12 protein-coding genes are annotated in these 13,137 nt (G+C 67.0%); all 12 read right to left on the reverse strand.

Annotation, left to right across the window (positions count from 1 at the left end; all coding sequences use genetic code 11):
- Positions 1 to 37: 37 nt before the first annotated feature.
- Positions 38 to 1,528, reverse strand: coding sequence for a type VI secretion system contractile sheath large subunit (gene tssC, locus FHS02_RS10055; RefSeq protein WP_229422569.1), 1,491 nt, complete (start codon positions 1,526 to 1,528; stop codon positions 38 to 40).
- A 3-nt stretch (positions 1,529 to 1,531) separates the two neighbouring features.
- Positions 1,532 to 2,068: a type VI secretion system contractile sheath small subunit gene (gene tssB / locus FHS02_RS10060; RefSeq protein WP_137313302.1), complete on the reverse strand. Its 537-nt coding sequence runs from the start codon at positions 2,066 to 2,068 to the stop codon at positions 1,532 to 1,534.
- Positions 2,069 to 2,175: 107 nt separating this feature from the next.
- Positions 2,176 to 3,219 carry a type VI secretion system protein TssA gene (tssA, locus tag FHS02_RS10065; RefSeq protein WP_137313303.1) on the reverse strand — a complete coding sequence of 348 codons (1,044 nt, stop codon included), beginning with the start codon at positions 3,217 to 3,219 and terminating at the stop codon, positions 2,176 to 2,178.
- Between the two features lie 68 nt (positions 3,220 to 3,287).
- Positions 3,288 to 4,247 (reverse strand): PP2C family protein-serine/threonine phosphatase, encoded by a 960-nt coding sequence (locus FHS02_RS10070; RefSeq protein WP_217496919.1) that lies wholly within the window; start codon positions 4,245 to 4,247, stop codon positions 3,288 to 3,290.
- Between the two features lie 7 nt (positions 4,248 to 4,254).
- Positions 4,255 to 4,965, reverse strand: a complete 711-nt coding sequence (locus tag FHS02_RS10075) for a C80 family cysteine peptidase (protein ID WP_175424759.1) — start codon at positions 4,963 to 4,965, stop codon at positions 4,255 to 4,257.
- An 11-nt stretch (positions 4,966 to 4,976) separates the two neighbouring features.
- Complete coding sequence (locus tag FHS02_RS32060; protein WP_175424760.1) at positions 4,977 to 5,264, reverse strand: hypothetical protein; 288 nt, start codon at positions 5,262 to 5,264, stop codon at positions 4,977 to 4,979.
- A gap of 280 nt (positions 5,265 to 5,544) precedes the next feature.
- Positions 5,545 to 6,594 (reverse strand): glycine betaine/L-proline ABC transporter substrate-binding protein ProX, encoded by a 1,050-nt coding sequence (proX, locus tag FHS02_RS10085; protein WP_137313305.1) that lies wholly within the window; start codon positions 6,592 to 6,594, stop codon positions 5,545 to 5,547.
- Positions 6,595 to 6,640: 46 nt separating this feature from the next.
- Positions 6,641 to 7,744, reverse strand: a complete 1,104-nt coding sequence (gene proW / locus FHS02_RS10090) for a glycine betaine/L-proline ABC transporter permease ProW (protein ID WP_137313306.1) — start codon at positions 7,742 to 7,744, stop codon at positions 6,641 to 6,643.
- A gap of 178 nt (positions 7,745 to 7,922) precedes the next feature.
- Entirely contained in the window at positions 7,923 to 9,152 is a 1,230-nt protein-coding gene (gene proV, locus FHS02_RS10095) for a glycine betaine/L-proline ABC transporter ATP-binding protein ProV (RefSeq protein WP_137313307.1), read from the reverse strand.
- Positions 9,153 to 9,632: 480 nt separating this feature from the next.
- Entirely contained in the window at positions 9,633 to 10,889 is a 1,257-nt protein-coding gene (locus FHS02_RS10100) for a maltoporin (RefSeq protein ID WP_175424761.1), read from the reverse strand.
- A 206-nt stretch (positions 10,890 to 11,095) separates the two neighbouring features.
- Positions 11,096 to 12,007: a carbohydrate kinase family protein gene (locus tag FHS02_RS10105; RefSeq protein WP_137313309.1), complete on the reverse strand. Its 912-nt coding sequence runs from the start codon at positions 12,005 to 12,007 to the stop codon at positions 11,096 to 11,098.
- A gap of 40 nt (positions 12,008 to 12,047) precedes the next feature.
- A complete protein-coding gene (locus tag FHS02_RS10110; RefSeq protein WP_217496920.1) occupies positions 12,048 to 13,136 on the reverse strand; it encodes an ABC transporter permease subunit in 1,089 nt (362 codons plus the stop codon).
- Position 13,137: the final 1 nt, after the last annotated feature.

Below are 13,137 nucleotides of genomic sequence, written 5' to 3' on the forward strand. Positions count from 1 at the left end.
CTCGTAAATGTTGTGGTGGATGAAGCGCGTGCGCCGGTCAGGTCTTCGCCGAAGGCAGCTTCGAAACCAGGCGCAGCGACACGGTCAGCCCTTCGAGCTGGTAGTGCGGGCGCAGGAAGAACTTGGCGCCGTAGTAGCCGGGGTTGCCCTCGACTTCCTCGACCAGCACTTCGGCGCCAGCCAGCGGCTTGCGCGCCTTGTCCGCATCGGTGGCGGTGGCCGGGTTGTGTTCGACATAGCGGCCGATCCAGTTGTTGAGCCAGACCTCCATGTCGCGGCGCTCCTTGAACGAGCCGATCTTGTCGCGCACGATGCACTTCAGGTAATGGGCGAAGCGGCACGTGGCAAACAGGTACGGCAGGCGTGCGCCAAGGTTCGCATTGGCGGTGGCGTCCGGATCGTCGTACTCGGCCGGCTTGTGCAGCGACTGGGCGCCGATGAACGCGGCGATGTCGCTGTTTTTCTTGTGGACCAGAGGCATGAAGCCGTTCTTCGCCAGTTCCGCCTCGCGCCGGTCGCTGATCGCGATCTCGGTCGGGCATGTCATGTCGACGCCGCCGTCGTCGGTCGGGAAGGTGTGCACCGGCAGGTCCTCGACGACGCCGCCCGATTCGATGCCGCGGATCTGCGAGCACCAGCCGTAGCGCTTGAACGAGCGGTTGATGTTCACGGCCATCGCATAGGCCGCGTTGGCCCACGCATAATCGGCGGCGCGCGGCGCGCCGGTGGTTTCCTCGAAGTCGAACGCCTCGACCGGGTTGGTACGGGCGCCATACGGTGCGCGCGCCAGGAAGCGCGGCATCGCCAGGCCGACGTAGCGGGCATCTTCGGATTCGCGGAACGAGCGCCAGGCGGCGTGTTCGGGGGTCTGGAAGATCTTGGTCAGGTCGCGCGGGTTGGCCAGCTCCTGCCACGAATCCATCAGCATCACGCCGGGGTCGGCGCCGCTGATCAGTGGCGCGTGCGCGGCGGCCGATACCTGCGCCATCTGGGCCAGCAGCTCCACGTCGGGGGCACTGTTGCCGAAGTAGTAGTCGGCCACGAAAGCGCCATACGGTTCGCCGCCGAACTGGCCGTACTCTTCCTCGTACAGCTTCTTGAAGACAGGGCTCTGGTCCCAGGCCACGCCCTTGAACTTGCGCAGCGTGCGGTGCAGCTCCTGCTTCGAGATGTTCAGCACGCGGATCTTCAGCGTCTCGTCGGTCTCGGTATTGGTGACCAGGTAGTGCAGGCCGCGCCATGCGCTTTCCACCGACTGGAAGCCGGGGTCGTGCAGGATGTGGTTGACCTGGGCGGTGAGTTTCCGGTCGATCTCGCCGATCAGGCCTTCGATCGTCGCGATCACATCGCCGCCGATGACGGCGGCGCCCTGCAGCGCCTGCTCCGCCAGCGTGCGCACGGCGGTCTCCACGGCATCGCGCGCCTTGTCGGTGCGCGGCCGGAATTCCTGGCGCAGCAGGCCGGCGAAATCACCCGAGTCGACTGTGGCAGGCGCCTCGGGCGCCACTTGTTCGTGCATGATGTTCATCGGTCATTCCTGTGGTTGTGATTCGGCTTCCTGCCGGTCGCCGGCCGCGGCGGCCGGTGCCGCCGCCAGTGCGTGCATCAGCGCCGGATCGCGCAGCAGCCGCGCGACCAGTTCCTCGGCACCGGTCTTGCCGTCCATGTAGGTCAGCAGGTTGGCGAGCTGGCTACGCGCTTCCAGCAGCCTGCGCAGCGGCTCGACCTTCCTGGCGATCGCGCCGGGCGTGAAGTCGTCCATGCTCTCGAACGTCAGGTCGAGCGCAAGATTGCCCTCGCCGGTCAGCGTGTTCGGGACGCTGGCGACGACCCGCGGCTGCATGCCCTTCAGGCGTTCGTCGAAGTTGTCGACGTCGATCTCGAGGAACTTGCGCTCGGCTACCGGCGGCAGCGGCGTGGCCGGCTTGCCCGACAGGTCGGAGAAGACACCCATGACAAACGGCAGCTGCACCGTTTTTTCAGCGCCATAGGCTTCCACGTCGTACTCGATCTGTACGCGCGGCGCGCGGTTCCGCGCAATGAATTTCTGACTGCTTTCCTTGGCCACGATTCGCTCCATTCAAGTGTGGTCATCCACCGGGCGCCTGCGTGACTGCAGGCCCGGATGCTGTTGCTGCTACTTCGGGATCAATGCAAGGGGTAGCCGGCCGCCCGCTAGGACGGCGCGCGCATGCCGCTGACCTGGGCAAGCTGCGACAGGCCTTCCGGCGCGAGCTCCTGCAGCAGCTCGGTGAAATTCTTGTCGACCAGGCCCATGGCCCGCTGCAGCAGCAGCGGCACGGGGCTGGCCGGCTCGTGACGCGCATACCAGCCGCACATGCGTTCGAGGAGCTGCACGACATCGGCGCGGCTGGCGATCGCGCCGTCGCGGGGCATGCCGGAGTGCGCGGCTGCCGGGTCTTCCTGCACGGGCGCAATGGCGGGCTGTGCAACGAACCTGTCGCGGTAAGGGCCGATCGCCCGCAGCGCGCGGCGCAGCAGCACGGCAAGCGGCGCCATGTCCAGGCCGGTGCCGGCGGGCAGGCGCATACCCAGCGCCGCATCGATGGCCTGCACGCTGCCGGCTGCCGACTCCAGCGCCGCCGCCGTCGCGGCCAGCGCCTCGCTGCCAGCCGCGGCGAAGGCGGCCTCGATCGCGGCGGGCGCAACCGCGGACCCGACCTCGCCGCTGTCCTGCCCGTCGCCGCTGTGCCGGGCTGCCGCCTCGATATCCTGCAGCGCGAAAGATCCGACGCCGCGTGCCTCGACCAGTGGCGCAGCCAGCAGTTCGCGCAGCAGGCCGCCCGCCTGCACCAGCATGGCCAGCGTATTGATGCGCAGCGTGGGGTCGCAGTCGTCGTCGGGGTCGAGTTGCGGATGCAGGCCGTCCCAATGATCCGACAGCAGCGCGGACACCAGCGACAGCCCGGCAGCCAGGCCCGGCACCCCGTCGAGTCCCAGCAGTGCGCGGACCAGCAGGACCACCACGCGCAGGTCGCGGGTGCATGCCATCAGGTCGAGCGCCTGCGCGCGGATCGCCTTCCAGTCCGGCGCTGCCGCTGGCGTGATCGTGCTGCCGTATTGCACCTCGGGCTTGCCGCGCACGGCGTCTTCCAGTGCCAGGAAGCGCGGGTCGTATTCGAGGTTGTCCCCGCAGGGACGGGCCTCGTCGAGTGGCGCGGCCAGCGCCGCGATGGCGTTCAGTGTGGTGTCGTTCATATCGCTGCTCGTATGGGGTGCGGTGCAGTGGCTGTCTTGATGCCACCGCATCCGTTTGTCATGACGACTTACGCAATCCCGGCGCGGTTGGACGCGGAAGAACGCATCTTTTTTTGCACGGGGGACCGCGCGCCGTCGAATCGCACCAGTACCGCCGTGACGTTGTCGCGGCTGGCATACTGGCGGCCCAGTTCGAGCAATGCCGCGCATGCCGTATGCAGCGAACCGCGCCGGCACAGCAGCGCTTCGATCTGCCGGTGCGGAACCCAGCCATGCAGGCCGTCGCTGCACAGCAGCAGCAGATCGCCTTCGCGCGCTTCGTGCAGCGCCAGCTCGGGGTCCACGGCAGCCGCCGGCCCGACCGCCTGCAGCAGCAGGTTCGCCGGCGGCAGCGTGCCGGTGGCGCCGGACTCCAGCGCGCGCTGGTAGGCCGTCTGGTCGCGCGTCAGTTGCACGAGTACGCCGTCGCGGCAGCGGTACAGCCTGCTGTCGCCGACGTGGAAGGAGACAAAGGCACCCAGTTCGGGCCGGAACTGCAGCCCGGTCAGCGTGCTGCCCATGCCCTGGCCCTCGGCGTGCCCGCGCGCGCGGTTCTCCCGGTAGAGTGCCGCATTCGCGCCCGCCACGGCGTGCCGGAGGCGGACCATGCGATGCCAGCGCGGATCGATATCGGTGGCCTCCGTGTCGGCGACCGGCACCGCATACGGTACCTGCGCTGCTGCTTCGCCAGTCGTTTGCTCTTCGGCTTCGGCCAGGCCGCGCGCCAGCGCAGCCAGTGCGCCCGCGCTGGCGGCCTCCCCTTCCGCATGGCCGCCCATGCCGTCGGCTACCGCCGCCAGGCCCAGCGCGGCATCGATCAGGAAGCGGTCCTCGTTGTGGCGGCGCACCGGGCCGGCATCGGTGGCGCCGCTGGCCCGCATGACCAGCCGGCCGTCCGGTGCCTGGGGCACGCTCGGGCCAGTGCGGCTCTCCGGCACATGGCCGCGGGTTTCTTGCTCGCTCGACAGCGGGCGACAGGTATCCGGCATCGCGCAGTCAGGGTCCGGGGTCGCTGGAGTACCGGCTGGACGCGAACCCGTTGACATCGCACGAAAAGACGATCTTGCTGCAGGCCTGCTTGCCGACGTGATCGCCTTTCGTGCTCGAACCATGCCGCCGCGTGGTCTTGCGGCCTGCCTGCGTGATGATTACGTTCTGGACCCTTGCATGCACCTGGTTTCGAAGGCCATGCTGGCAAAGACGATGGATCAGGTCGCGGGCAAAGGAATCCTCGCTGAGGACCGTCGCACTGATCTTCCTCGCGTCGGCGTCGACATGTGCCATGCCCCTGGCTGCCTGGCAGGACGTGATGTTGATCTTGCAGTTGGCACGCAATCCCATGCCATGCAGGAAGTTCGCCATCGCCATTCCGCCGATGCCGCAGACCGTTGCCATGCTGCTGCTGCCATGGCCGCGCAAGATCAGTTCCGAGTTATTGGTCAGCTGGGAAAGGTGCGTTGTAAACGCCTGCAGCGCGGATGCGCTCATCAGGGTGCTGGGCTTGACCATTTCCGAACTGATCCCAACCGGCTCGTAGTCGTGATAACTGGTTCCCCGCGCACACAGGTACGTCAGCGTATCGACCACCCATCCCTTGCCCTGCAAGTGCTTGCGCAACGAAGCAGTGCCACTGTCGATCGACTGATCGCCATCGGACGTACTTTTGTCCATGAACTGGATGATCAGTATCCTGTCTACGTTTCTCATCTTCGGCTCTCTCATGAAAATACCGCGTGGCGTACCGCCTCCTCCGCTCCAGCCTGGATAGCATGGGATGGATTCCTGGAATCCGCCGTGAAGCGGGCGAGGCGCTGAACTGTCAGAGGAGATACGCGCGATAGCGCGGCATGGATGCGGCCGGCGATGGAAAGCGCTCCGCGGCCGCGGCCGGTGACGAAGTCGCAGGTTTGCCGATTGCGGTCGCGGGCGACAAGGATGCAGTCGCACTGCATGCCGATGCCGCGCCGGCTGGCTTTGCCGCCGGGCTTGCGGGGCGGGCGGTCCATGTGGCGCGAGCCCTTTTGCGATTTGCGATTCGAGATGTTAAGGCGTACTAGGGGTTTCGGCGAGCACCGCTCGCCGCCTACGCAGCGGTGCTCGCATGCAAGCGAGCACTCCCCCTTCGTCATATCGACTACGCCGGATAACTGCGGCCGCGGTTCACGCCGCACGCCGGCAATGAAGCGGTGGCGCCACCGGAAGGTTCCGGGGAGAAGTATTCTCAGTTAAAGGGAACAGCGCCATGTTTTTTGTCACATGCCGCCGCGGCAGCCCCTTATCGCATGACTAGGACTTTGCCGCGGCAAGCGCCTGCGCGATCCAACTGTCGAACAGCTGCTGGTGGTACTTGATCCAGCCTTCGGTATGCCGGGCGATGTCGGCCTGCGTGTTTTCGCCACTGCGCATGCGCTCGTTCTGCGCGCTGATGTCGGCGATCGGCAGCCGCATCACTTCGAACAGCTTGACGGCCGCCGGATTGCGCTCGGCCCAGGCGCGGTTCACGACGATGCGCGTGGTGTTGATGGAAAAGCCGTAGTCGCTGCCATCGGCGAGCCGGGTATCGGCCTTTTCCGGATTGGACGAGAACGGCACCTGCAGCCACACGACATCCTTGCCCGGCACCAGCACCCCGCTCACCCAGTACGGCGTCCACGTGTAGTACAGCACGGGTTCGCCGCGCTGGTGGCGGCCGATGGTATCGGCGATCAGTGCCGGATAGCTGCCCTGCACATGGCTGACCGTCGTACGCAGCTTGTAGGCGTCCAGGTGGTTCTCGATCATCGCCTCGCATCCCCAGCCCGGATCGCAGCCGGTGAGATCGGCCTTGCCGTCGCCGTCATGGTCGAACAGCTTGGCCAGTTCCGGGTCGCGCAGCTGGTCGATATTGGTGATGCGGTATTTGTCGGCGGTGGCCTTGTCGATCAGATAGCCCTGCGCCGCCGGGCCGGCATACTGGCCGACGCGCATCAGTTTGGCGTCGCCGCCGGCATTGTCGTAATAGTCCTTTTGAAGATGGTCCCAGTGCACCGCAAGGTACGTCGCGTCGCCATTGGCGACGGCGACGTGCGCGGTCGGATAGCCGACTTCCCGGATCGGCTGCGGCTCGTAGCCCAGCCTTTCCAGCGCGCGGTCGACCAGCATGGTCTGGAAGGTCTCTTCGGCGATCGGGCTTTGCAGTGCCTGCACCTTGGCGCCCTTGCCGGGCAGGCCGGCATCGGGCGTTTGCGCCATGGCCAGGCTGGTGGTCAGGGCCAGCGCGGCAAGCGCCAGGGCCGAAAACCATTTGAACCTGCGCTGCGTTTGGTGGGTGACGTCGAAGTGTTTCAGGTGTTGCATGCGTATTCCTCTTCCGATGAGCGCTTGATGTGCGCTTGATGTGTCCTTAATGCGCCGTAACGGGCGCGGCCGGTGCCGCCGTTTCGCCGCGGCCGCCGCGCACCAGCCGCAGGATGAAACCGGCCGGCCCGGTCTGGTACCAGTGGCGCACGCCGCGGCGCGGCTGGCCCATTGCCTGCGTCAGGCGGTCCAGCGCGATGGCCAGCAGCACGATGCCCAGGCCACCGACAGTGGCCAGGCCCATGTCCAGGCGGCCGATGCCGCGCAAGACCATCTGGCCCAGGCCGCCGACCGCGATCATCGAGGCGATCACCACCATCGACAGCGACAGCATCAGCGACTGGTTGATGCCGGCCATGATGGACGGCATCGCCAGCGGCAGCTGCACGCGGGTCAGCAGCTGCCACGGCGAAGCGCCATAGGCGCGTGCCGCTTCGATCAGGTCGGGACGCACCTGGCGGATGCCCAGGTTGGTCAGGCGCACCAGCGGCGGCAGCGCGAAGATGATGGTGACGATCACGCCGGGCGCATTGCCGATACCGAACAGCATGACCACCGGTACCAGGTACACGAAGGCCGGCGTGGTCTGCATGGCGTCGAGCAGCGGGCGCAGGATGTTCTGCGCGCGGTCGCTGCTGGCCAGGAATATCCCCAGCGGCAAGCCGATCGCCAGGCAGAACGCCAGCGATGTCAGCACCAGCGACAGCGTGATCATCGCCTCTGGCCAGACGCCCAGCATGGTCACGGCCAGCAGCGCCAGCACGGTGCCGGCGGCCAGCGCGCCGCTGGTGAACTGCCAGGCCAGCAGGCCGACGATGGCGATCACCACGGACGACGGCGCGGCCAGCAGCAGGTCGCCCATGCCGGCCAGTGTGGCGTCGATCGGTGCGCGCACGGCCTGGAAGAACGGCCGGAAATGCTCGACGATCCAGCCCAGCCCCGTATTGATCCAGGCTTCCAGCGGCAGCGAGCCATCGAAGAGCTGTGCCAGGTGCACGCCACCGGCTTGCCCGGTCGTAGCCGCCGATGAAGCGGCCGGCGCCGCGGCATCGAGCCACGAGGTGTCGCCCGGCGGGGCGGGCAGCCAGGGGTTGACCGGCGCGGCTGGCGAGACGCCCGGTTCGAGTGAGGCAACGGTACTGGAATTCATGCTGGTCCTTTCTGTATTTCTGAAGCGATAAGCGGCAATTCATGACGCGGTTAATTCAGCATGCGGCAATGCATGACGCGGTTAATTCAGCATGCGGCAATTCATGACGCGGTTTATTCAGCATGCGGCAATTCATCATGCGGTCAATCCATCATGCGCTGATTCATGCAGCCGGAATTCATGCCGCGGCAGCGCGCGGCTCGGCAATGGCGGGCGTATCGCGGTCGAGGAACTTCAGCAGCGTGGTCTTGCTGATGGCGCCGCGGAAGCTGCCGTCGTTGGCCACTACGGGCACGGCATACGGCAGCTGCGCCACCTGGCCGAACAGGCCGGCGACGGGTTCGTCCGCATCGATGCATTGCACGTCCGGCAGGTACGCATGCGACAGCCCCAGCGGGCCGGTGTGGCCGTCGAGCGCGCTGCGCAGCGAATCGGCCGACACCACGCCGAGGAATTCGCGCCGGGGATTGACGACATACGCATATGCCCTGTCCTGCTCTTCCAGCATCGACAGCGCCGCACGGGCGCCGCGGGTCGGCGATTCCGACACCACGACCTGGCTCTTGCGGGCGATATCGCCCGCCTTGAATACGGCCGCCGCATCGACACCGCGCACGAAGTTGCGCACCCAGTCGTTGGCGGGCCTGCGCAGGATTTCCTCCGGCGTGCCGACCTGCACCACGTGACCGTCCTTCATGATGGCGACCCGGTCGCCGATGCGCATCGCTTCGTCGAGGTCATGCGAAATGAAGACGATGGTGCGGCGCTTGATCTGCTGCAGCCGCAGCAGCTCCGACTGCATTTCCGTGCGCATGATCGGGTCGAGCGCGGAAAACGCCTCGTCCATCAGCAGGATCGACGGATCGCAGGCCAGCGCGCGGGCCAGTCCCACGCGCTGCTGCATGCCGCCGGACAGTTCGTCGGGATAGCTTGCGGCATAGCCGGCCAGGCCGACCTGCTCCAAAGCCTGCCGGGCCTGCGCATGGCGCTGGGCTTTCGGCACGCCGGCCAGTTCCATGCCGAAGGCTGTGTTGTCGAGCACGCTGAGCTGGGGCAGCAGCGCGAACGACTGGAACACCATGCTGATGTCCTTGCGGCGCAGCGCGCGCAGCTGCGCGTCCGGCAAGGTATTGATGTCGTTGCCATCGACCAGGATGCGGCCGTCGGTCGGTTCGATCAGGCGATTGAGCATGCGCACCAGCGTCGACTTGCCCGAACCGGACAGGCCCATGATGACGAAGATCTCGCCCGCTTCGATGGTGAAGGTGGCATCGAACACGCCGATCGTGCAGCCGGTGCCGGCCAGGATGTCCCCCTTGCTGGCCCCCTGGCGCACCAGCGCCAGCGCCGCTTCGGGCTGGTCGCCGAAGACTTTGAAGACATGGTCGATGATGATTTGTTTTGCCACGTTGTGGTTCTCCTTCGGTTTCGCGAATGAATGAAACCCTGCGGCCATGGGCCTTCGACGGGAATCGGCGAGCCCCGGGCCGACGGCGATACGGCGGCGCAACAGCGCACACGGGCGACGGAACAGGGCGGGACACGCGTGACCGGCGGAACGATGCCTGGACTCCGGGTGTCGGGTGCGTGCTAAAAGAGGCTGGGGTTCAGGACTTTTAACCACGCTGGCGCCATGAAAAAGCATGGCGCCAGGGTATTTGACGACAATGCGTCAAACGAGCAACGGATATGGGCGCATGGCCCGTTGGGTGCCCCCGCGCGTTATGCGGGAAGCAAGATACTGCGACAGTACAGCAGGGTGCAGCGCCGGTGCTGCAGAGACGTCATGGACGTTCTGTTGTAAATATGCATCAAGTATAACGCAACAATACGTAAAAGTCCAGTGACATCCCCGGCCCGACTGTGCTAGCAATGTTCGGCAACGCACTTACCACGCGTTTTCAAACGCGATGCCGACGGTGTATCCGCTCAGCGCCTTGCCGAAGATCCCGTTCGCGGCCAGCGGGTCGCCGCTGCCCGCCGCGGCGCGGGCCGCATCGTTCCAGCGCGCATGCGTGAAGAACAGCCGCAGTTCGGGGCGCTCGAAGTAGCCGGGCCCGGAAGACAGTGCGACGGCGCCGGTGAACTTCGTCAGGCGCCGCACCGGGCCGTTTCTTGGCGCCACCCGGTCATGGCCGAGGTCGGCCAGCAGTTTTATATGATCGGTGACGCCGTACGACAAGCGCCCGCCCGCGCTGGCCCAGGTTTTCGCCTTGGCCGGATCGCGCGCGGTATCGCGCTGCCAGACGGCGACCAGTTCCGCGCCCAGTCGCCGGTTGACCTGCGCATGCCAGCCTTCGATGATGCGCAGGCGGTGCACGTCGCTGCCGTTGCTGGTATCCCCCGTCGCACCGTTGTCGGCGCCAGCTCCCCTGCCCCATTGGACCACGAGGCGGTTGTCGCCCACGCCAGCCAGGTTTTTCTGGCGGTGCTGGACGGTGAGCATCGCGCCGCCGTGCCCTTCGCTTTCACCTTCACCCTTGCCCTCGCCATTGCCGTCGCCATTGCCGTGGATGAGCGTCAGCCCGAATTCCAGCGCACCGCCCGGGTTGACGTTCCAGCCGCGCAGCTGGAAGTCGTGCCGGCTGGCCGTGTCGCCGGCCTGCATGGTCGGCATGGTCTGCCGGTCGTCGTGCAGGAAGGCATAGCTGAATTGCAGCCCGCCGACCGGCACGTTCTCGATGCCGCCCCCGAGGCCGGATGGATTCCAGTACATGAAATCGGTAATGTGCGTCGATTCGCGCTTGTAGTAGCGCCGCCCGGCCCACAGTGTCGCACCGCCGAGCGCGGGCAGGTTTTCCAGCGCCAGATACGCCTGCGGCAGGCCGATGGACCAGCCGCCCTGCGGCCGCCGCGCATTGCTGGACGCGGCATTGTTGGCCAGGTTGAGCATGGCATACCCCTTCAGCACGGAGCCGTCGGTACCGCGCTGCAGCTGCTGGCCGAGCATCAGCTCGCCATACACGCCGCATTCGTTGCCCAGCCGGTACTTCGCCTCCGCGCCGGCCAGGCCGAAGCAGGTTTGTCCGCCGTGCGCGGAATTGACGCCGGCGTGGGCGCGCAAATACGGGTCGATCTCCACGGCGGCCGCGGGAAAAGCCGGCGCGAGCGCGAGCAGCGCCCACGCGATGTACCTCATGCGCATGATGTCTCCTGGTGTGTTCTGTCTGGTCCGCACGCCGTAACGGCGCGCGAACATGCGGTCAAAGCGCGTCCCGCCCCGCCGCGGCAGCGGGGGCTGCGGCAGCTTGCATGGTTCGGGACTGGATCGGTGAGCCGCCCCCGGCGACATGCCGGGCGGCTCAGGCAGCCGGCAACGGAAAGCCGGCGGCCAGGATGGCGAGCGGGGAACTAGCCGAGCAAGGCGTCGGCTTCCTGCGCGGTCGGGGCGTAGGGTCCCGCATGCATCGCCGCCACGGCGGCCACCGCGGCGATGCGCGCGAGCTGGCGCGGCGCCGGCATGTCCGGATGCAGCAGCATGCCGCTGATCCAGCCGGCCATCGACGCATCGCCGCAGCCGACGGTGTCGGCCACCTGCACGCGGCGGGCCGGGGCTTCCAGCACACCCTCGCCGCTGATCAGGCACAGGCCGTCCGCACCGCGCGTGAGCAGGATCTCGGCGCCCGGCGCCAGCGCGCGCAGTCCGGCCAGCGCGGCGTCCGGCGAGCATCCCGGGAACAGGCCCGCCAGGTCCTCGTCGGACACCTTGATGTAGCGCGCGATCGACGCGACCAGCTGGAACGCCGGCCGGTACGCGGGATCGCGCATCGCGTCGCGGAAGTTCGGATCGAACGCGATGCGCCGGCCGGCACGGTGCGCCAGCACGGCCTGCTCCACCAGCCGCTGCGCCAGCGGCTGGCGCGCCAGCGACAGGCTGCCCAGGTGGATCACGTCGGCCGCGTCGAGCCAGCCGTCCGGCATCCGGCCGGGCTGGAAGTGCAGGTCCGCGCTGTTCTCGCCAAGGAATACGTAGCGCGGCGGATGGCGCGACGTCACCATGGCGATGAATGGCGGCGCATCGACGCGCTGCAGGAAGCGTTCGTCCAGGCCCGCTTGCGCACCGGCTGCGGCGATCTCGTCGCCGAAGACGTCGTTGCTGACCGCGCCGGCATAGCCGGTATGCAGCCCCAGCCGCGCGCCGACGCGCGCCACGTTCCAGCAGGAGCCGCCGGGGTGCGCATGCCAGGTGCCGTCGTCCTGGCGGATCATGTCGGTCAGTGCTTCGCCAAACACCACGTAACGGGGAAATCGCTTGTCTGTCATGTCGTTCGCCTGTCTCGGTTAGCTTGTGGTTATTCTGGTTTCAGTTCGCTTGCTGCTGGTGACGCCATTTGTCCAGCATGACGGCCAGCACGATCACCGTGCCCTTGGCCACGTACTGCCAGAAGGACGACAGGCCGAGGATCGTCAGGCCGTTGTTCAGGAGCGCGATGATCAGCGCGCCGATGACCGTGCCCCAGATGGTGCCCACGCCGCCCATCAGGCTGGTACCGCCAAGCACCACGGCGGCGATCGCGTCGAGCTCGTAGCCCGAGCCCCAGTTGCCGTTCGCGCCATACAGCCGGCTGGCCGACATGGCGCCCGCGGTGCCTGCGCACAGCCCGGAAAACGCATACACGAACACCGTGACCAGGCCGACCTTGATGCCGGTCAGCCGCGCCGCCTGCGCATTGCCGCCGACCGCATACACATGCATGCCGAGCACCGTGCGCCGCAGGATGAACCACGCCACCACCACCAGCCCGGCGGCAACCCATACCAGCCAGGGCAAGCCGGCGAAGGAGTCGTTGCCGATCCACTCGAAGCTGGGGATTTCGCGGTTCAGGATCGTGGTGCCGTCGGCCAGCAGGTAGGCCGCGCCGCGCAGCGCCGTCATCGTGCCCAGCGTGACGACAAAAGGATTGATGCGGAATACGGCCACCAGCAGGCCGTTCAGCAGGCCCAGGCCGAGGCCGGCCAGCAGGAAGACCGGCAGCGACAGTGCCGGCGCATTGCCCGGCAGCGAGGCGATCATGCCGAGCACCGCCGACACCGCCAGCACCGAGCCCACCGACAGGTCGATGCCGCCGGTAAGGATCACGAACGTCATGCCGGTGGCGAGCACCAGGTTGATGGAAGTCTGGCGCAGCACGTTCATCGTATTGGCCGAGGTGGCGAAATTGGAGATGCCGTCCTCGGCGAAATAGCCGGTCAGGAAATAAAACACGATGTACAGCACGACCAGCACCGGCAGCATGCCGAGCGTGGCGAACATGCGCGAGACTGCCTGGCCGATGCCGCCCGGCCCGGCCGCGCGGGGCGCGGGACTGGAGCGCCCTTCGTCGCGGGCGCTGGGGGGCGAAACGGCGGACAGCGGTGAATCGTCGAGGGTCTTGCCTGGATTGATGAGCATG

It is taken from the genome of Pseudoduganella umbonata, from assembly GCF_014192225.1.
GTDB classification, from domain to species: domain Bacteria; phylum Pseudomonadota; class Gammaproteobacteria; order Burkholderiales; family Burkholderiaceae_D; genus Rugamonas; species Rugamonas umbonata.